The organism is Vibrio sp. 1401 (assembly GCF_033340295.1).
The window spans coordinates 87472-107508 of sequence record NZ_JAWOWF010000005.1 but is presented as its reverse complement, the minus strand read 5'-3'; the positions used below and the strand labels follow the sequence as shown (position 1 = coordinate 107508).

Below are 20037 nucleotides of genomic sequence, written 5' to 3'. Positions count from 1 at the left end.
TCAAATAATTCGAGAGAGTTGTGACACATAACAACAACTTAACTGTGACTTATGTTCATAGGATCGAATTATTTAGAAAATAGGTGAGCTAGCTTTCATATTCTATGCTTTAATAGTGAGAAGCTTTGGGCGCATACTAATAAAAAAGTTGACACAAGGAGTGGTGAACATGAAAAGAGGGCTTTTTCTGTTGCTGTTTTTTGTGCCTGGTGTTTGTCTAGCAAACGAGCTTCCGCCGCTTCCAGGTAAAACATCCCCTTCTCCTCATAAACTATTCATTTCCAGCGACAGTTATCAGTCTGACAGTTTTGATGTTTGGAATATCGATACGGGTTACGCTTACGAACTTTTTGATTCGGTAGACGTTTATGTCGGTGCGCGAGTCAATAACTCTCCTACCAAAAATCAAAGTGGTTTTTTGAGTGGGATCAGCTATCACTTTAATGATCGTGTCACGCTGAAAAGTACAGTTCGCTCTTACAAGAACGAAACAGCGGAAGGTATTCGCCAAGACGACAGTAGCCTCGCGGCTGAAGTATCAAGTCGCGTAAAAATTACCGATAAACTGGATCTTCACGCGACTCTTGATTACCAAGATTGGCAACAAGGCTTTGAGGTTGGTTTAGGCTTTCGTTTTTAGAAGTCCAGCTTTTGCTTAGAAATCAACACACCGTTCCAGTCCGCGTAAACGTAGTGCTTAGGTTGAACGATTTGGTTTTGCATCGTTAAGGTTACGTTTACCTCTCCTATCCCGCGTTTCTCTGTTTTAAACGGGTTAGTTCCAAGAGCTTGAACGCCAATGTCCATTTGAGATATTTGTGCTACGTCGCGTATTGCACCATAGACAATGATACCTTCCCACCCATTTTCTATTCCGAGTATCGCTAATTGATCGCCGAGTAATGCTCTCTGACACGATCCATGTCCGTCAACAATCAATACTTTACCCGTTCCATCTTCGCCCAGTACTTCACGCACTTTCGAGTTATCGTGATAGCAGCGCACCGTAACGATTTCACCGTAAAAAGCGCTACGTTGACCAAAGTTCTGCAATGGTAAAGTAAGCAAGCTCACTTGGTCTTCAAATTGGTCACAAATATCGGGTGTAATGTCTCTCATATTTCCTCCGTGAATTTTCTCACCCAAGCGGTGCTTCAGTGAGCAGTATCCTTTTCTATACCTTCTATACGAGCCGAGGTTTAATGGAGCCTAACGTATGAAAAACTTTCGGCTGCGAGCACGCAATAAGATAAAGTTGGTCATTAATGACGTAATAAATCGCGTTTTGTTGAAAGTCACTCGCCAATTCAACGGCTACCTCTGGCGACAACTCGACGGCAAAGCTTTCCTCATACCATGTAAAAGCGCTATCACCTACCGTGACAGGCGCGTAATTAACGTGCTGTAGCTGTTTTTCTAACGCGTGATTGTTTATGCTGTTCTCTTCTTTGGACCTCAAGTTACTGTATGGGTTCCAAGCGGTTATCACAGCATAGTTTGAAACACGCCACTCGGCTTCGAATCTGAAAAAAGATTCTGAATAAGCATTCCATAACGATGCGTCTATGTTCTTATTACTTTTTTCTATCATAAGTCTTAAACGATTAATAACAGTTACATTTCATCAATTGATATAAATCAACAAACTGAATGGAATTAACATTTGAGCATTGTTAGCATGCTGTTAACAATATAAAATCCGCTCAATATCTTAGGGTGTTTACGTTTCAGGCCCCACTGAAAGCAGGAAATGAAAGGTAAACAAGCCCTTTAGAATAAACGTCGCCATTGGATACTGGTGAGTTGGCAAAATTCCATGGAGGGCGGATAACTGAAAGAAGTGTTTTTTTGATCAACTTGATTTATTATCAAAATCACATTACCTGTATGTTATATTTTTGCCTAGAATTTATTCTATTAGCACAATTTTGTCACAAATTTAGGTACCGCCAATGCAAACCCCGCAGATTCTTATCGTTGAAGATGAGCAAGTAACTCGTAACACTCTTAAGAGTATTTTTGAAGCAGAGGGATACGCTGTTTTTGAAGCCAGTGACGGTGAAGAGATGCACCAAGTGTTGTCTGATAACTCAGTCAACTTGGTTATTATGGACATTAATCTTCCAGGCAAGAATGGCCTTCTACTAGCGCGTGAATTACGCGAGCAAGCGAACATTGCTTTAATGTTCCTGACAGGCCGTGACAATGAAGTAGACAAGATCCTAGGTCTTGAGATTGGTGCAGATGACTACATCACTAAACCATTCAACCCACGTGAACTAACTATTCGTGCACGTAACCTACTTAGTCGCTCAATGAGCTCTAACGCGGTGCAAGAAGAGAAGCGCTCGGTAGAAAAGTATGAATTCAACGGTTGGGTACTAGACATCAACAGCCGCTCTCTAGTAAGCCCTGCTGGTGATAGCTACAAGCTACCTCGCTCTGAGTTCCGCGCACTACTGCACTTCTGTGAGAACCCGGGTAAGATTCAAACTCGTGCAGATCTTCTTAAGAAGATGACTGGTCGTGAACTTAAGCCACACGACCGTACTGTAGACGTAACGATTCGTCGTATCCGTAAGCACTTTGAGTCTGTTTCAGGTACGCCAGAAATCATCGCCACTATCCACGGCGAAGGTTACCGCTTCTGTGGCGATCTAGAAGACTAGATTTAACCGCTAATATCCGAAGGGCTTGCTCATTGAGCAAGCCCTTTTTGTTTTAGGTCTAACGACTAATGCAACATCATTGCGGTTAATAAACCTTGTTAATCTTCACGTACTTTTCGACTAACCAACGCTGTTTACCCGCATCGTCTAGAAGCACTGCGATATCAACCGATTTTTCTGTGTTCACATCAATGTGAGACGCGAACGCCACCTCCCATCGGCTTTCACTGTGCGTTCGAGTATCTAAAGACGCACTGTCCACCAACCACTCTTTTTGCCCCTGTTTAATAATAAGAGCTTCTGCCGTTAGATTTGCAGGAAGTAACTGATCTCCTTCGAGGTAAAGTGCACCTTGAATACTTTGCTCTTCCACGTCCCCAATATTCGGCATGAGGTTAACCCATAAATTACTTTTGAGCTCAACATTAACCTCATTAATCGTAATCTGACTGTTTTGTTGCCAATTCACATTTGGAACGGAACTACAGCCTGCCATCAATGCCATGACTAACGCCAATGGTGCGATTCTTTTCATGTTATTTCCTTTGTTCCAACCAACTTTTGAGGACTTGAATATCGTTTTGGTATTCATTTTTGATCTCTTCAACCCAGTCTGAAATGTTTTCCCACCATGCAGGCATATCGGGCGATTGTGCTTTTTGCGCCACACTTTGGATACGTTTCAGGCCAATTGAACCTGCAGCACCTTTGATTTTATGCGCTTCAGAAACAATCCCATCTTGATCTTTCGCTGTCATGTTCGAATCTAAGACATCGATATAGTCTGGCATCATATCTTCAAACATTTTTATGCTGTCGTAGACAGGTTTTGCACCAACAATGTCGACGTAAGACTCTAACATATCCATATCGAGCAAATGTGTCTCAATCACAGGAGAAGGCACTGGCTCTTCCACTGTTTCGGGACCGCTCACCACTTCCTTAGGTTGTTCTAACTGGTGAGCGAAGAATTTATCAATCACTGACTGAATAGCATTCACTGCCAGCGGCTTACTGATCGCATCATCCATGCCGTTATCTAAGTATTCACGACGATCTTTCATTACATTAGCAGTTAAGGCGACCAATGGAGGAAGATTGTTATAATGCTTGCGGTAATAATTGGCGACATCAAAGCCCGTCATATCAGGCAGTTGGATATCCAACAACGCTAAGTCGTATTTTTCTGGCACAAAGTTCACTAACGCTTCTTGGCCCGTCATTGCCACGGTGACAGAGTGCCCTAGGCTCTCAAGTAACGATTTAGCCACAGTTACGTTAAGCTCGATGTCTTCGACCATAAATATGTTGAGGCGCACATTGTCGCGTTTCGCATCAATGACTGGCTCAGCTAGTTCAACAATCGGAACGTGGATCGATACAGTAAAAGTGCTACCAAAGCCTTCCTCACTGGTAACCGTAATGTCACCATCCATCATATTGATCAGTTGCTTAGATACCGCCAAACCAATACCTGTACCGACCGCATGCAGGTTGTCCTTGCCTGATTTCACTTGGTAGTACATCGCAAAGATCTTATCTAGCTCTTCGTCTGGAATACCAATACCTGTGTCTTCCACTTCCATAATAATGGTCGCAAAATCGTCTTCGACATCCGCACTCACTGTCATCACAACGCCACCTTCTTTGGTGAACTTCATTGCGTTGCTGACTAGGTTCCAAATCACCTGACGTAGACGGGTTGCATCCACTTCAATTGCTTTTGGCAAGTCGCTTAAACGTTCTAAATCAAAGCGTAACCCTTTTTGTTCCGCCATCAGAGCTGAGATACTCTCAATCTCTGCGACGAAGTCTTCGAAGTTAAGTGGCGCAGGTAATAGTTCTAACTTACGGCGATCAAATTTATCCATATCGATAATATCGTTGAAGATGTTACCTAGCGTAATCGCACTCACATTGATGGTCTGCATGTGTTTACGCTGCTCTTCTGTCAACGGACTATCTAGAAGCATACGACTTAAGCCTACAATGCCATTCAGCGGCGTTCGCAGCTCATGACTGATGGTTGAGATGAAGGTAGTTTTGTCGCGGCTTGCTTTCTCTAACGACTCTTCATGGCGCTTACGTTCAGTGATATCACGACCGAACCCAACGAGACCAAGGTGGCGGCCATCTTTGCTGTAAAATGGCACTTTACGAAGCTCAAAGTAATGCTTGCGACCATCTGGGTATTCGAGCCATTGCTCGTAAGTAATCGCTTGATTATCGGCAAAAACCTTTTGGTCAGTATCAACGATATGCTCGGCGATTTCTTTGCTATACACATCCCAAGGGCTTAATCCGACTAACTGGTGCTCTTTCTTGCCCGTTAGCTCTTCCATCGCGCGGTTACAGCCAGAGAAAACACCATCCGCATTGCGGTAGTAAATTAAGTCTGGTGAGGCATCAATAAATGAACGCAGTAATGCGGTACGTTCTGCCAACTCTAATTGAGTACGTTCGCGTTGGAACACCTCATTTTCGAGGTCTTGCATCGCCTCTTCACGTGCTTCTTCCGCTTTAATACGCTCTTCAATTTCTTGGTTAAGCTTTTCAATGTTTTGTTGAAGTTGGTAATTCAGCTCTTGATCTCGCGAACGCATGTCCTTCAGTTTGGACACCAGCTTAGTTAAACGCTGGCGAGACTCTTCTAGTTGATCGACAACCACAGAGAGGAAGTAAACCGCCCAAGGGGTGATCAATAGACCAAAAAACACCGAACGGACAATGTCGATATCATCTACTCGCCCTTTAAGAGCTAAAGTAATCCCTACCTGCACCACAACAGCTAATGCCACCAGCGCAAGGGCTAGCAAAATAGAGAAGCGAACAATCCCCAGTTTGACTAGCAAGTCGACATAATACTGGGCGAGATTTTTCATGGGTTTCATTAACTACTCCATGGTGGTGGCTAGATAGCGCCATTCGATGATGAAAAACAGGTAAATGCACTCGACCTAACGCAATTTAGGTCTGTTTGATTAGTGAAAAACACACGGTGCGATCTGCGCTTGTGACACGAGATAGAAAGATAAACCAACGAGCGCACAGGCTTCTGTAAGTTTAACGTGTTTAATACGGTGATTTAAACAATCAGCTATCAACTTAGAGCAAGCGGTCACAAAGCGTTAGCAAGAACTGGGGTGAATACAGGTGCGATTACGTCCATCAGCTTTAGCTTGATATAACGCACTGTCAGCCATAGCGATGCCCATTTCGGGTTCATCACCATGCTGAGGAATGTAAGAGACCAGACCGATACTGACGGTAAGGCGTTCAGATGCTTCTGAACTGTCGTGTTCCATATCAAGCTGTAGAATTTTCTCATGAATACGCTGCGCTACGTTGCGCGCACCTTCCGTGGTGGTATTCGGCAATATAAAACCAAACTCCTCGCCACCATAACGCGCAACACAATCCGAAGAACGATTGATGACTTGTGTAAACACGGTAGCGACACTGACTAACGCTTCATCACCTTGTTGGTGACCGTAGCAGTCGTTGTAATCTTTGAAAAAGTCGATGTCACATAACATGATGGTGAGCGGCAGCTTTTCTCTAGCATGGTGGTACCACAATACCTGCAGTTGTTCGTCGAAACGGCGTCGGTTCGATACTTGAGTTAAGCTATCCATAAAGCTCAATTTTTCTAACTCTAGGTTGGCTTTTTCCAACTTTTGTTCTGCAAGATAACGCTCAGAAATATCACGCGCCATGATCAGCACACCATTCGTTCCTGATGCTTTATCTTTAAAAGGCGATTTCACCACATCAAACCACGTACTTTTACCATCACTACTCACGACTTTATCTATGTATCGAACTGGCTCTAACTGGCGTAATGCTTCTAAGTCACTGTCTGCTAAGCGCGCGTACATCTCTTTAGGAATCACGTCTTGGAGGCGCTTACCTATCAAATCAGAAATTTTTGAAATGCCTAACGCCTTAACAAAAGGCTGATTACACGCTTGATAGACCATGTTCTCATTGAAAATACCAATAGAGTCCGGACTGGCATCCAGAATCGTTTGTAAGATAGTATCTCTTTGCGCTAGCACCACCTCTGTATCTTTGCGACGCTCCATTTCATCTCGCAGATTCTGTTGCATCTTGTGCCATTCAGTCACGTCATGACTAATAGACAGCGTACCGATAAGCTCACCACTCGGCGAAACAAGAGAGTTTTGATTGACTTCCAATAAGCAACTTCGACCTTGTGGATCCGTTGTCCATTTACGTTCGCTCTTTCTGGTCATCTCACCCAAGGCCTTGGATGCGCAAGCTTCTTCCCTTCGCCCTTGCCAGAATTGATCAAATGCTCGATTGGTCGTTAACAGATTGCCTTGGCGGTCTTGGGTACAAATTAGCTCTGAAAGTGAGTCTAATGCCGAACGTGCGATGATTAATTGGGCAAGTTCTTGTTGCTGCTCTTGGTGAGTGGCTTGATATGGCTGAGCATAAAGAATCCAAACTCGATGATTGCGCAATAAACTCTTTCTGCCTGACAGCTCCACTTTAATAGATTCACTATCAGATAGTCGCCAGTCAAAAGCCTGCTGACGAAAATGACGACTAGAGAAGCGCTCGAGAAACTGCTCAAGCTCATGAATATCGAATAAAGCAGGATACAAATACCCCGTTCCCAAAGAGCGAATGCCTAATAACTGCATCGCAGCCTGGTTAGATAGCAAGAGCTGAGCATGGCTAGTGTCCACCACTATGACTGGATAGGGAGAATCCGTTACTAGTTGCTTAAGTGACGTCTGAAAGTGCAAATAGATCAGTGCTAACGCGCACACGCCTGCGATTAACAACAAGACGACATAGCCATAACCGCCTTGACCACCCCAAAGCCAATTGAGTAACTGATCCATCGTTTAAACCTTCAAAGAACACTGGTTAAAATATATCAGTTATTTATTGAGCGATCTGCTATTAATTCCGGTTTAGTATAGATAAAGGTATTCCCCGTAAGACTCCCTTGAGCACCATGAGCACTGAGATCTCGACCAATTTCCGTCATCGCTAGCCAACGGTTTTCACACCACAGAGGCGATAATAACGTGGGCCTCCTGGCTGCTGATGAAACGCGATGATAAATCACATCTGGTGGTGTCATACGAATCATTTCACTGGCGATCGCAACATATTCTTCTAATTCAGGGGCTTCTAGCTTTCCAGCACGCCAAGCTTTCGCCATGGTGCTACCTTCGACAATATGCAAGCCATGTAACTTGATGCCATCCGTTCCCACGGCCAACACTTTTTGCAGCGTTTCAATATTTTCGGCGCGGGTTTCTTTGGGTAAACCCACAATTAAGTGAGTACAAACCTTGATTCCGAGTGTTCGAGCACGCTTAGTGATTTCGGCATAACACTCAAAGTCATGACCACGATTGATACGTTTTAGGGTGTCATTGTTGGCGGTTTGAAGACCTAGTTCTAGCCAAATTTCATAACCTTGCTGTACATAGCCCGACAGTAAATCCAATACCGCATCAGGGACGCAATCAGGACGCGTCCCCACACAAAGACCAACCATGTCTGCAGCCTTTAGTGCTTCCTCATACATGTTTTTGAGAACTTGTACCTCGGCATAGGTACTGGTGTAGGCCTGAAAATAAGCGAGATATTTCTTCGCTCTGTGAATTTCACCTGCGCGATCTTTTAACTGTTCGTGAATGCTTTTTATCTGGACTTCTTCATCTGCAAACGAAGCCACATTGCAAAATGTACATCCTCCCCGCCCAATCGTGCCATCGCGGTTAGGGCAACTAAATCCACCGTGCAATGTTAACTTATGAACCTTTTCACCGTATCGACGCTGAAGATCTTGGCCGATTGTATTGACCAACTCATGTAACTGCATAAATTCTCACCAACAATAAATCGTAATCAATCTCACTACGATCTGTGTAAATAAATTACATCCCTGCAAGAAAAAACACACAATATTAATCAATTCAAACACCCATCATGCGGGTCAAAATCAATAAACTTGCATAATTAAAGACAAAAATCGTTCATGTTGCGTAAATGTTAAACTAAAAATGCATAATTAAACGAAAAAATTGGGTCACAACGCCGAGTTTTTCATTGCATTCTGAAGTGACAAAATTGTAGGATACTTACACAACCCCGTTATTTTTGTGACTTTTATTACAAAGCACACTGCGGGATTTGTCGGTGTTATCCCACTCCTACCTATATAAATCACTAGATAGTGATAATAAATAAAGGGATACCACCAAGGATTGTTTTTCTCGCAAAACTTTTCCTGCGAGATACGGAAAGGAATCAAGACCGGTCAACCTAGATCGGTGGCGATAATAAATATAAAGGACAAGACGTAATCAATAGTCTAGGTAGTATTTGCTGCCCGGTACTTTTGCGTCGACATTGAACTGGAAGGATGTATCTATGGTAGATAGAGAGCAAAATCCACAGGGTCTGTACACTCCGGAACTGGAGCATGACGCTTGTGGTATCGGTTTTGTTGCTCACCTTAAAAACCGTAAATCTCATGAAGTAGTGACTCAAGCATTGGATATGCTGGCTCGCATGGAACACCGTGGTGGTCAAGGTTGTGACCCATGCAGCGGTGATGGTGCGGGTATCTTGCTACAAAAACCTCATGAATTCCTATTAGAAGAAGCCGTTAAGCTAGGCATTAAACTGCCTTCGTTTGAAAAGTATGGTGTTGGTGTCGTTCTTTTCCCGAAAGACGAATACAAACGCGAGCAATGCCGTGACATTCTAGAACGTAACGCACAACGTCTAGATCTTGAAGTTATCGGCTACCGCGTATTGCCAACCGATAACTCAATGATTGGTGCAGACCCACTAAGCACAGAGCCTCAGTTTGAGCATGTGTTTATCTCTGGTGGCCCTGGCATCACACCTGAAGAACTAGAACGCAAACTGTACGTGCTTCGTAACTACACAGTACGTGTTTGCCTAGAAAGCGTTTCGAACATTGGTGACGACTTCTACATTAACTCCATGTCTTACAAGACATTGGTGTACAAAGGTCAGTTAACGACCGAGCAAGTACCTCAGTACTTCCTCGATCTGCAAAACCCGACCATGGTGACTGCACTGGCACTGGTACACTCTCGTTTCTCTACCAACACCTTCCCGAAATGGCGTCTTGCACAGCCTTTCCGTTACATTGCCCACAACGGCGAAATCAATACAGTTCGCGGTAACTTGAACTGGATGAAAGCCCGTGAAGCAATCCTAGAATCAGACCTGTTTACTCAGGCTGAAATCGACATGCTTCTTCCAATCTGTCAGGAAGGCAGCTCGGATTCATCTAACTTCGATATGGCACTTGAGCTCCTAGTTCTTTCTGGTCGCAGCCTGCCACACGCATTGATGATGATGATCCCGGAAGCATGGCAAGAAAACAAAAACATGGATCCTAAACGTCGCGCGTTCTATCAGTACCACGCGAACATCATGGAACCATGGGATGGTCCTGCTTCAGTATGTTTTACTGATGGTGTTCAAGTTGGTGCGACACTAGACCGTAACGGTTTGCGCCCTTCTCGCTACACAGTGACCAAAGATAACTTCCTAGTGATGGCATCTGAATCTGGTGTTGTGGATATTGAACCAGAGAACGTAGAGTTCCGTGGTCGTCTACAACCGGGTCGTATCTTCGTTGCAGACCTAGAGCAAGGTCGCATCATCTCCGATGAAGAAGTGAAAGACACCATCGCAACGGCACAGCCTTACGAGAAATGGGTAGAAGAAAACCTACTGAGCTTGAAGAAGCTGCCAGATGCGAGCAACCAGTTCAGCCAACCTAAGCCAGAACACCTTCTACACCGCCAACAAGCGTTTGGCGTAAGCACTGAAGAAGTGAACGAAATCATCGTTCCAATGGCGAATGACGCGAAAGAGCCATTATCAGCAATGGGTGCCGACTGGCCTCTTGCGGTTCTATCTCATCAGTCTCAACATCTTTCTAACTACTTCAAGCAGCTGTTCGCACAGGTAACCAACCCACCGATCGACCCGATCCGTGAGCGTATGGTTATGTCGCTGAACACTTACTTGGGTAAAGACCAAAACCTTCTGACTGAAACACCACTTCACTGTCAGAAAGTCGAATTAGAATCGCCGGTTCTGGCGAACTCAGAGCTTGAAAAACTACGTGCGATCGATAACGAGCACCTACAAGCGAAAACGTTGGATATCGTATTCCAAGCTAGTGAAGATCAAGGCAAACTTGAGCGTGCATTAAAACGTATCTGCCAATACGCAGAAGACGCGGTTATCGATGGTTACTCAATCATCCTACTCACTGACCGCGCAGTGAATTCAAACCACGCGGCGATCCCAGCAATGCTGGCAGTTGGCGCAGTGCACCACCACTTGATCCGTAAAGGTCTACGTGCGAAGTGTGACATCGTGGTTGAAACTGGTGACGCGCGTGAAACGCACCACTTTGCAACGCTACTTGGTTACGGTGCGAATGCGGTTAACCCTTACCTAGTGATTGAAACCATCATTGAACTTCAACGTACGAAGAAGTTGGATCCAGAAGCGAACCCTCGTGATCTGTTCAACAACTACCGTAAAGCGATCAATGGCGGTCTTCTGAAGATCTTCTCGAAGATGGGTATCTCGACGCTACAGTCTTACCACGGCGCACAAATCTTCGAAGCGTTGGGTATCCACAAGTCAGTGGTCGACAAATACTTCACAGGTACGGTTTCTCGTATCCAAGGTCTTACCCTTGATGATATCGCCAAAGAAGTGCTGATCCGTCACCGCATCGGTTACCCACAACGCGAAATCCCAATTCAAATGCTGGATGTTGGTGGTGTTTACCAATGGAAACAGCGTGGTGAGAAGCACCTATTCAACCCAGAAACCATTTCTCTACTGCAAGAGTCTACGCGCAACAAGAACTACGATCAGTTCAAGCAATACGCGACTGCTGTAGATAAGCAAGGTGACAACGCGGTAACCCTACGTAGCCAACTTGAGTTCATTAAGAACCCAGCTGGTTCTATCTCTATCGACGAAGTCGAGCCAATTGAAAGCATCGTGAAACGCTTCGCGACCGGTGCAATGTCATTCGGTTCTATTTCTTACGAAGCACACTCCACACTAGCTGTTGCGATGAACCGTCTTGGCGCGAAATCGAACTCTGGTGAAGGTGGTGAAGACCCAATGCGTTTCGAGCGCAAAGAGAACGGCGATTGGGAACGCTCTGCAATCAAGCAGGTGGCTTCAGGTCGTTTCGGCGTAACCTCTTACTACCTAACTAACGCTGAAGAGCTGCAAATCAAAATGGCTCAAGGTGCGAAGCCAGGTGAAGGTGGTCAGCTACCAGGCGATAAAGTAGATGACTGGATCGGTGCAACGCGTCACTCGACTCCGGGCGTTGGCCTTATCTCTCCACCACCACACCACGATATCTACTCAATCGAAGATTTGGCTCAGCTTATCTACGACTTGAAGAACGCGAACCGCGCAGGCCGTGTAAACGTGAAGCTGGTATCAGAAGCAGGCGTAGGTACGATCGCTTCTGGTGTAGCGAAAGCGAAAGCGGACGTTGTACTAATCGCAGGTTTCGACGGCGGTACAGGTGCATCACCAATGTCTTCAATCCGCCATACCGGTCTTCCTTGGGAACTTGGCTTGGCAGAAACGCACCAAACGCTACTGAAGAACGGTCTACGTAACCGTATCGTGGTTCAAGCAGATGGTCAGATGAAGACACCTCGCGACCTTGCAGTGGCAACACTACTTGGTGCAGAAGAATGGGGCGTAGCAACCGCAGCATTAGTGGTTGAAGGTTGTATCATGATGCGTAAGTGTCATAAGAACACTTGTCCTGTTGGTATCGCGACTCAGAACAAGACGCTTCGCGAGCGCTTTGATGGCCGCGTAGAAGACGTCGTTACCTTCTTCCAATACATGGCACAAGGTCTACGTGAAATCATGGCTGAGCTTGGCTTCCGCACTATCGATGAAATGGTCGGTCAAGGTCAGAAACTGAAGATCCGCCAAGACATTTCTCACTGGAAATACAAGAACCTAGATCTGTCTCCTGTTCTCCACGTTGAGCAACCACGTGAAGCTGATGGTGTATTCAACCAAGCTCAACAGAACCACAACCTAGAAGAAGTGCTAGACCGTAAGCTGATTCAAGCAGCGATTCCTGCACTAGAGAAAGGCGAAGCGGTGAATGCCGAGTTCCCTATCGTCAACACGGACCGCTCTGCAGGTACCATGTTGTCGAACGAAATCTCGAAAGTGTACAAAGATGCGGGTCTACCTCAGCCAATGAACGTGAAGTTCAAAGGTTCTGCGGGCCAGTCATTCGGTGCATTCCTAGCTAAGGGCGTGAAGTTCGAAGTGGAAGGCGACGCGAACGACTACTGGGGTAAAGGCTTATCTGGCGGTACCTTAGTACTTTACCCAGATGCAAAATCAAGTATTGTCGCGGAAGACAACATCGTGGTTGGTAACGTGTGTTTCTACGGTGCAACTTCGGGTGAGTCTTTCATTCGCGGTATGGCTGGTGAACGTTTCTGTGTTCGTAACTCAGGCGCGAAAGTAGTAGTAGAAGGCGTCGGTGACCACGGTTGTGAATACATGACGGGCGGTGCAGCAATTATCCTAGGTTCAACAGGTCGTAACTTTGCCGCAGGTATGAGTGGCGGCGTGGCATACGTATGGGATAAATCAGGTGACTTTGAGTCGAAACTGAACCCAGAGCTAGTAGACCTAGATCCAATCGAGCAAGAAGACAGAGATCTATTACTCGACATGCTAACTAAGCATGTTCAATTCACAGGAAGTGAAGTCGCTCAGTCTTTCCTAGACAATTTTGAAGCTAGCCTAGCCTCTATGGCTAAGGTAATGCCGCGTGACTATAAAGCGGTTCTTCAAAAACGCAAAGCTGAAGCACTGTCTCAAGGAAACGAAACTCAAGTGGAGGCCGTATAATGGGTAAGCCTACTGGATTTTTAGAGCATGGTCGTGAACTACCACAGAAGATTGACCCAGCTGAACGCATCAAGAACAACAAAGAGTTCGTTCTGAACGAGGAGTTTGGTGACAAGATCAATACTCAAGCTTCTCGTTGTATGGATTGTGGCGTGCCGTTTTGTCATAACGGCTGCCCTATCGGTAACATCATCCCAGAATTTAACGACGCGGTTTATCGTGATAGCTGGGAAGAAGCTTGGAACATCCTAAGCTCGACGAACAACTTCCCAGAGTTTACTGGTCGTGTTTGCCCTGCTCCATGTGAAAGTGCTTGTGTTCTTGGTATCAACCAAGACCCAATCACTATCTGTAATATCGAAAAAACCATCGTAGAAACGGCGTATCGTGAAGGGTACGCCAAACCAAAAACACCACGCTCTCGCACTGGCAAAACCGTTGCGATCATTGGTTCAGGTCCTGCTGGCCTTGCAGCTGCTGAGCAGCTAAACAGCGCAGGTCATACTGTGACGGTATTCGAGCGAGACGAGAAAGTGGGCGGTCTACTACGTTTTGGTATCCCAGACTTTAAACTGAGCATGGAAGTCATTGATCGCAAGATCAATCTAATGGCAGAAGCTGGCATTGAGTTTAAAGTAAACCAACACGTCGGTGTTGATGTAAATGCTCAACAATTGCGTCAAGAGTTCGATGTGGTTCTACTAACCGGTGGCTCAACGGTTCCACGTGATTTGCCCGTTCCGGGTCGTGAGCTCAAAGGCGTTCACTTCGCGATGGAATTCCTAGGTCAAAACAACCGTCGCGCCAATAACATGGACCTGAAAACGGAAGAGATTCACGCAAAAGGTAAACATGTGGTTGTCATTGGTGGTGGCGATACCGGTTCAGACTGTGTAGGTACGTCAAACCGTCACGGCGCAGCAAGCGTAACTCAAGTGGAAATCATGCCGATTCCACCAGAGAAGCGCCCAGCCAATATGCCTTGGCCTCAATACCCAATGATCCTACGTACTTCGACCTCTCATGAAGAAGGTGTCGATCGTCACTGGAACATCCTGACCAAAGAGTTCATCGGAAATGACAAAGGTGAAGTCACAGGCCTTCGTCTTGCTGATATCGTTTGGCAAGATGCAAAACCAGGCGAGCGCCCAAGCTTCAAAGAAGTAGAAGGCAGCGAGCGTGTGATTCCATGTGATATGGCATTTCTAGCGATGGGCTTCCTACACCCTGAACCAACAGGCGTACTTGCTCAACTGGATATCGCACTAGACGATCGCGGTAACGTAGCAACTCAAGATTTTGCTACTAACCAAGAAGGCGTATTTGCTGCTGGTGATATGCGAACAGGCCAATCTTTGGTGGTTCGTTGTATCAATGAAGGCCGCGAATGTGCCCGTGCTATCGATGATTACCTAATGGGTGGCACAAACCTAGAAGCAAAAGCAGATTCACTGATGCTTTCTGCTTAACGAAGCAGTCATGCTTCTCTCTTTCAATTGCCTAATAGCCATCAGCAATATCGATGGCTATCGGTGAAGAAAGAAAACAATTCCTTCCAATCTTTCTATTTTGACCAGCATTTTATGCTGGTCTTTTTTATCTCCCACAGAATCAAATGTTACTTTTTTGTAACAATCAATTTTCTATCTATTTGAAATTATTAAACTATTTTAGCTTATTAAATGGTAAATCGTATATTCACGTGATGATCCACTAATAACTTGACCTTTTTTACAATAAGCTATAGCTTGTGAAGTTGATGAAAATAAAACACTCAAAAAATGTTAAATATTTCACAACTTTTACTGAATAATTATACATAAAGCTATAAAGATGACGCATAGTTAGTCATCGATATCAACGTAAGCAGTGTTGATATATCTGTCGGGATGACGGATAAGCAAAGGGAGAATTGCAATGGCTCTTTATGATCCAAGTCTTGAGAAAGACAACTGTGGATTTGGCTTGATCGCGCATATGGAAGGCGAACAAAGCCACAAGCTGGTACGTACAGCAATTTCTGCACTTGACCGCATGACTCACCGTGGTGGTATCGCCGCCGATGGTAAAACAGGTGATGGTTGTGGTCTTCTATTACAAAAGCCCGATTCCTATTTACGTCTTATTGCCGAAGAAAATGGTTTCAACCTTGGCAAGCAATACGCCGTAGGGATGATTTTCTTCAACCAAGATCCAGTCAAAGCTCAACTCGCTAAAGACATCGTCAACAAAGAACTGGCGCAAGAGACGCTAACTGTGGCTGGTTGGCGTGAAGTACCAACTAATTCAGAAGTACTCGGTCCAATTGCGGCCAACTCGCTTCCAAATATTCAGCAAGTCTTTGTCTCTGCACCGGCAGGTTGGCGCGAACGCGACATTGAACGTCGTCTCTACATCGCACGCCGTCGCATCGAGAAACAAATCACCGAAGATCCGGATTTCTACATCTGTAGCTTATCGACTCAAGTTTTGGTGTACAAAGGCCTATGCATGCCTGCGGACTTACCGCGCTTTTATCTTGATCTTGCCGATCTACGTATGGAATCTGCTATCTGTCTGTTCCACCAGCGTTTTTCTACCAACACTCAACCGCGTTGGCCATTAGCTCAACCGTTCCGCTACCTTGCTCATAATGGTGAGATCAATACCATTGAAGGTAACCGACAATGGGCACGCGCTCGTGCTTACAAGTTCTCGTCACCACTGCTGCCTGACCTACAAACTGCAGCACCGTTTGTGAACGAGACAGGCTCAGACTCGTCTAGCCTAGATAATATGCTAGATCTCTTTTTAGCTGGCGGCATGGATATCTTCCGTGCCATGCGTATGCTTGTGCCGCCAGCATGGCAAAACCACCCTGACATGGATCCGGATTTGCGTGCGTTTTACGATTTCAACTCCAAACACATGGAACCATGGGATGGCCCAGCAGGTATCGTACTGTCCGATGGTCGTTATGCTGCTTGTAACCTAGACCGAAACGGTCTACGTCCTGCGCGTTATGTAATTACCAAAGACAAGTTGATCACTCTGGCGTCTGAGGTAGGGATTTGGAATTACGCCCCAGATGAAGTTGCCAAAAAAGGTCGTGTAGGTCCGGGGGAATTGCTCGTCATCGACACTCGTAAAGGTAAGCTTTGGCAATCTAGCGAGATCGATAATGACCTGAAATCTCGTCACCCTTATCGCGAATGGATGGAGAACAACGTTCGCAAACTAACACCGTTCTCTCAGCTGCCTGAAGATCAAGTAGGTGAGCGCAGCTTTGATGAAGACTTGCTTAAGACTTATCAAAAGCAGTTTGCTATGAGCAATGAAGAAGTCGATCAAGTATTGCGTGTCCTCGGTGATATGGGGCAAGAAGCCGTCGGTTCGATGGGTGATGACACCCCGATGGCGGTTCTTTCTTCGAAAGAGCGCTTGGTGACTGATTACTTCCGTCAGAAGTTCGCGCAGGTCACCAACCCACCAATCGATCCACTGCGTGAGAAACACGTCATGTCGCTGGCGACCAGCATCGGCCAGGAGATGAACGTCTTCTGTGAAACCGATGGCCACGCGCATCGTGTAACCTTTGATTCTCCAGTACTGCTCTATTCAGACATGCAGCAATTACTAGAGCTGAGTGACGATCATTACCGTAATACCATTCTCGATATCAACTACGACCCACAACAAAAAGATCTTAAACAAGCCATTGATGATCTGTGTGAGCAAGCAGAGCAAGTCGTTCGTGAAGGCACGGTTTTAGTGGTTCTTTCGGACAGAGCCTTGGTCAAAGGTAAGTTACCAATTCCGGCAGCAATGGCAGTCGGCGCCGTTCAAACTCGTCTGATTGACGCGAACTTACGTTGCGATGCCAACATTGTTGTCGAAACCGCAACAGCCCGTGACCCACACCAATTTGCCGTCTTGCTTGGTTTTGGTGCCACTGCGGTTTACCCATACCTTGCTTATGAAGCGTTAGGTAAACTGATTGATGATAAAGCACTAGAGAAAGACTACCGCGATGTGATGCAAAACTACCAATACGGCATCAACAAAGGCCTGTACAAGATCATGTCGAAAATGGGGATCTCAACCATCGCCTCTTACCGCTGCTCACAACTGTTTGAAGCAGTTGGCTTGAGCCAAAATGTGGTCGATCTGTGTTTTAAAGGCGTCACAACTCGAATTGAAGGCGCGAATTTTGACGACTTCCAGCAAGATCTTACAAACTTATCTCGTAAAGCATGGGCGAAACGCAAATCGATTGATCATGGCGGCTTGTTAAAGTACGTCCATGGAGGTGAGTATCATGCTTACAACCCGGATGTCGTCGGCACGCTGCAACAGGCCGTTAAATCTGGCGAAAGTAACGACTATCAGAGCTTTGCTAAGCAGGTAAACCAACGCCCTGTTGCCATGCTGCGTGACTTAATGTCGCTGAAAAAATCAGACTCACCGCTGCCACTTGAGCAAATAGAACCACGCACTGAACTGTTCAAACGCTTTGACTCAGCGGCAATGTCCATTGGCGCACTTAGCCCAGAAGCGCATGAAGCACTTGCAACGGCGATGAACCGTCTTGGTGGTTACTCTAACTCGGGTGAAGGCGGTGAAGATCCTCGCCGTTTCGGTACTGAGCGTAACTCACGTATCAAACAGATTGCTTCTGGCCGATTTGGTGTAACGCCGCATTACCTGACTAATGCGGATGTACTGCAAATCAAGGTGGCACAAGGTGCGAAACCGGGTGAAGGTGGACAGCTACCAGGACACAAAGTCACCGCAGAAATCGCAAAACTGCGTTATTCGGTACAAGGCGTGACTCTGATCTCCCCTCCTCCGCATCACGATATCTATTCGATTGAAGATTTGGCCCAACTGATCTTCGACCTTAAACAAGTCAACCCGAATGCGCTGGTTTCGGTAAAACTCGTCTCCGAGCCAGGTGTCGGCACCATCGCAACGGGTGTAGCCAAGGCTTACGCTGATCTTATTACCATTTCGGGTTACGACGGTGGTACCGCAGCAAGCCCATTAACTTCGGTAAAATACGCTGGTAGCCCTTGGGAGTTGGGGTTGGCAGAGACACAACAAGCTCTGGTTGCTAATGGTCTGCGTCATAAGATCCGCCTACAGGTAGACGGTGGTCTAAAGACTGGTTTAGACGTAGTTAAAGCCGCAATTTTAGGTGCAGAAAGCTTCGGTTTTGGTACTGCGCCAATGGTCGCTATGGGTTGTAAGTTCCTACGAATTTGTCACCTCAACAACTGTGCAACTGGGGTTGCGACTCAAGACGAGACACTGCGTAAAGAATATTTCAAAGGTCTACCAGAAATGGTGATGAATTACTTCATCGGCCTGGCAGACGAAGTGCGCGGATTACTCGCCGAACTTGGCGTTGAAAAGCTGACGGACTTGATTGGTCGTACCGATTTACTTGAGGCAGTAGAGGGATTTACAGCGAAACAGACCAAGCTGGATCTATCCAATATTCTAGAAGCTCCAGTATCACCTGAGGGCCATCCGCTATTTTGGACAGAGCCAAACAAACCGTTTGATAAAGCTGAGCTCAACCAAAAGATCGTTGATGATGCCATGCATGCGGTCGAAAACAGTCAATCGGCAAGTTTCTTCTACAATGTCATCAACACTGATCGTTCTGTTGGTGCACGCTTATCTGGCGAAATAGCAAAACGCTATGGCAACCAAGGGTTGGCGGCTTCCCCTATCAAAATCTATCTTGACGGCACCGCAGGCCAGTCCTTTGGTGTTTGGAACGCAGGTGGTGTAGAGCTTTACCTCACGGGCGATGCGAACGACTACGTGGGCAAAGGCATGGCGGGTGGTAAAGTGGTTATCAAACCTCACCTTGGCACTGCATTTAAGTGTAATGAAGCAACCATCATTGGTAACACCTGTCTGTACGGCGCGACCGGCGGTAAACTATTTGCAGCCGGTAAAGCAGGTGAGCGTTTCGGCGTACGAAACTCAGGTACGATAGCCGTCATTGAAGGTGCTGGCGATAACGCTTGTGAGTACATGACTGGCGGTATTGTTGCCATTCTTGGTGCGACAGGTGTGAACTTTGGCGCGGGTATGACTGGAGGCTTTGCCTATGTTCTGGATGAGAACCAAAGCTTTGAAGGTCGAGTTAATACTGAGTCTGTCGAAGCCATCTCATTGTCCGATCTTTACATCCACCAAGAACATTTGCGTGGCCTAATTGCGGAACACCTTGAAGAAACAGGGTCGAGTCATGCTGAAAATATTTTGGCGAACTTTGATGAATGGATTCCAAAGTTCTATTTGGTGAAACCACAAGCGGCAGATCTTCGCACGCTACTTGGTCACCAGAGCCGCAGTGCCGCAGAGCTGCGTGTTCAAGCACAGTAATCATGGAGGATGTTTG

11 protein-coding genes are annotated in these 20037 nt (G+C 46.0%); 5 read left to right on the top strand and 6 right to left on the bottom strand.

Annotation, left to right across the window (positions count from 1 at the left end):
• Nucleotides 1-169: 169 nt before the first annotated feature.
• Nucleotides 170-640, top strand: coding sequence for a hypothetical protein (locus R7Z77_RS04550; RefSeq protein WP_005381821.1), 471 nt, complete (start codon nucleotides 170-172; stop codon nucleotides 638-640).
• Here R7Z77_RS04550 and R7Z77_RS04545 read toward each other — a convergent pair.
• Both R7Z77_RS04545 and R7Z77_RS04540 read right to left on the bottom strand, forming a co-directional pair.
• Nucleotides 637-1119, bottom strand: coding sequence for a putative 4-hydroxy-4-methyl-2-oxoglutarate aldolase (locus tag R7Z77_RS04545; protein ID WP_005381822.1), 483 nt, complete (start codon nucleotides 1117-1119; stop codon nucleotides 637-639). The genes R7Z77_RS04550 and R7Z77_RS04545 overlap by 4 nt on opposite strands.
• A gap of 64 nt (nucleotides 1120-1183) precedes the next feature.
• The gene (locus R7Z77_RS04540) at nucleotides 1184-1591 is read right to left on the bottom strand and encodes a DUF3293 domain-containing protein (RefSeq protein WP_005381823.1); all 408 of its coding nucleotides are present in this window, start codon (nucleotides 1589-1591) and stop codon (nucleotides 1184-1186) included.
• Between the two features lie 361 nt (nucleotides 1592-1952).
• On the opposite strand from R7Z77_RS04540, the gene arcA reads away from it, so the two are divergent.
• Nucleotides 1953-2669: a two-component system response regulator ArcA gene (gene arcA / locus R7Z77_RS04535; RefSeq protein ID WP_005381824.1), complete on the top strand. Its 717-nt coding sequence runs from the start codon at nucleotides 1953-1955 to the stop codon at nucleotides 2667-2669.
• An 85-nt stretch (nucleotides 2670-2754) separates the two neighbouring features.
• Here arcA and R7Z77_RS04530 read toward each other — a convergent pair whose 3' ends face one another.
• From R7Z77_RS04530 to R7Z77_RS04515, 4 genes are all read right to left on the bottom strand, one after another.
• Entirely contained in the window at nucleotides 2755-3204 is a 450-nt protein-coding gene (locus R7Z77_RS04530; protein WP_158159562.1) for a hypothetical protein, read from the bottom strand.
• Nucleotide 3205: 1 nt separating this feature from the next.
• Nucleotides 3206-5560 (bottom strand): aerobic respiration two-component sensor histidine kinase ArcB, encoded by a 2355-nt coding sequence (gene arcB, locus R7Z77_RS04525; protein WP_005381826.1) that lies wholly within the window; start codon nucleotides 5558-5560, stop codon nucleotides 3206-3208.
• A gap of 237 nt (nucleotides 5561-5797) precedes the next feature.
• On the bottom strand, nucleotides 5798-7543 hold the full coding sequence (locus tag R7Z77_RS04520; protein ID WP_213967411.1) for a GGDEF domain-containing protein: 1746 nt from the start codon (nucleotides 7541-7543) through the stop codon (nucleotides 5798-5800).
• Between the two features lie 35 nt (nucleotides 7544-7578).
• Entirely contained in the window at nucleotides 7579-8538 is a 960-nt protein-coding gene (locus tag R7Z77_RS04515) for a TIGR01212 family radical SAM protein (protein ID WP_017633631.1), read from the bottom strand.
• A gap of 551 nt (nucleotides 8539-9089) precedes the next feature.
• On the opposite strand from R7Z77_RS04515, the gene gltB (R7Z77_RS04510) reads away from it, so the two are divergent.
• The 3 genes from gltB (R7Z77_RS04510) to gltB (R7Z77_RS04500) all read left to right on the top strand — a co-directional run bounded on the left by gltB (R7Z77_RS04510) (nucleotide 9090) and on the right by gltB (R7Z77_RS04500) (nucleotide 20021).
• Nucleotides 9090-13640: a glutamate synthase large subunit gene (gltB, locus tag R7Z77_RS04510; protein ID WP_158159561.1), complete on the top strand. Its 4551-nt coding sequence runs from the start codon at nucleotides 9090-9092 to the stop codon at nucleotides 13638-13640.
• A complete protein-coding gene (locus R7Z77_RS04505) occupies nucleotides 13640-15109 on the top strand; it encodes a glutamate synthase subunit beta (protein WP_138938955.1) in 1470 nt (489 codons plus the stop codon). The genes gltB (R7Z77_RS04510) and R7Z77_RS04505 overlap by 1 nt, the downstream gene beginning before the upstream one ends.
• A 448-nt stretch (nucleotides 15110-15557) precedes the next feature.
• Nucleotides 15558-20021 carry a glutamate synthase large subunit gene (gene gltB, locus R7Z77_RS04500; RefSeq protein WP_158159560.1) on the top strand — a complete coding sequence of 1488 codons (4464 nt, stop codon included), beginning with the start codon at nucleotides 15558-15560 and terminating at the stop codon, nucleotides 20019-20021.
• Nucleotides 20022-20037: the final 16 nt, after the last annotated feature.

Coding starts and splice junctions, on each gene's coding strand:
- R7Z77_RS04550 (WP_005381821.1), top strand. CDS start 170: ATGAAAAGAGGGCTTTTTCTGTTGCTGTTTTTTGTGCCTGGTGTTTGT.
- R7Z77_RS04545 (WP_005381822.1), bottom strand. CDS start 1,119: ATGAGAGACATTACACCCGATATTTGTGACCAATTTGAAGACCAAGTG.
- R7Z77_RS04540 (WP_005381823.1), bottom strand. CDS start 1,591: ATGATAGAAAAAAGTAATAAGAACATAGACGCATCGTTATGGAATGCT.
- arcA (WP_005381824.1), top strand. CDS start 1,953: ATGCAAACCCCGCAGATTCTTATCGTTGAAGATGAGCAAGTAACTCGT.
- R7Z77_RS04530 (WP_158159562.1), bottom strand. CDS start 3,204: ATGAAAAGAATCGCACCATTGGCGTTAGTCATGGCATTGATGGCAGGC.
- arcB (WP_005381826.1), bottom strand. CDS start 5,560: ATGAAACCCATGAAAAATCTCGCCCAGTATTATGTCGACTTGCTAGTC.
- R7Z77_RS04520 (WP_213967411.1), bottom strand. CDS start 7,543: ATGGATCAGTTACTCAATTGGCTTTGGGGTGGTCAAGGCGGTTATGGC.
- R7Z77_RS04515 (WP_017633631.1), bottom strand. CDS start 8,538: ATGCAGTTACATGAGTTGGTCAATACAATCGGCCAAGATCTTCAGCGT.
- gltB (WP_158159561.1), top strand. CDS start 9,090: ATGGTAGATAGAGAGCAAAATCCACAGGGTCTGTACACTCCGGAACTG.
- R7Z77_RS04505 (WP_138938955.1), top strand. CDS start 13,640: ATGGGTAAGCCTACTGGATTTTTAGAGCATGGTCGTGAACTACCACAG.
- gltB (WP_158159560.1), top strand. CDS start 15,558: ATGGCTCTTTATGATCCAAGTCTTGAGAAAGACAACTGTGGATTTGGC.